The sequence below is a fragment of the Polaribacter sp. 2305UL8-11 genome (assembly GCF_058147165.1).
Map to the genome: position 1 here is coordinate 1 of NZ_JBYVJW010000090.1, position 241 is coordinate 241.

Consider the following 241-nt stretch of genomic DNA (forward strand, 5'->3'; position numbering starts at 1 on the left):
AGAGGTTTTTGGCTCAACTGTGCTATCAAATAGTACTACATCTTCAAAATCTCCTTTTATAATTTCACGAATGCTAATAGTATCTTTTTCTAAATTTCCTTGCTTTTTTCTTGTAGCATTCATTAAAATAACCGCTAATAAAAGTAAAGTTGGAATACCCCAGATTAGCCTTTTTTTTGTTTTTTTATTTTTTGGTGTAATTTGCTTATCCATATTTTTCAACTTCGTTTGATAACTATTA

1 protein-coding gene is annotated in these 241 nt (G+C 27.8%); it reads right to left on the bottom strand.

Annotation, left to right across the window (positions count from 1 at the left end; genetic code table 11):
• On the bottom strand, nucleotides 1-213 hold a 213-nt coding region (locus ACY2RW_RS16305), incomplete at its 3' end, for a hypothetical protein (protein ID WP_490123783.1).
• Nucleotides 214-241 lie beyond the last annotated feature (28 nt).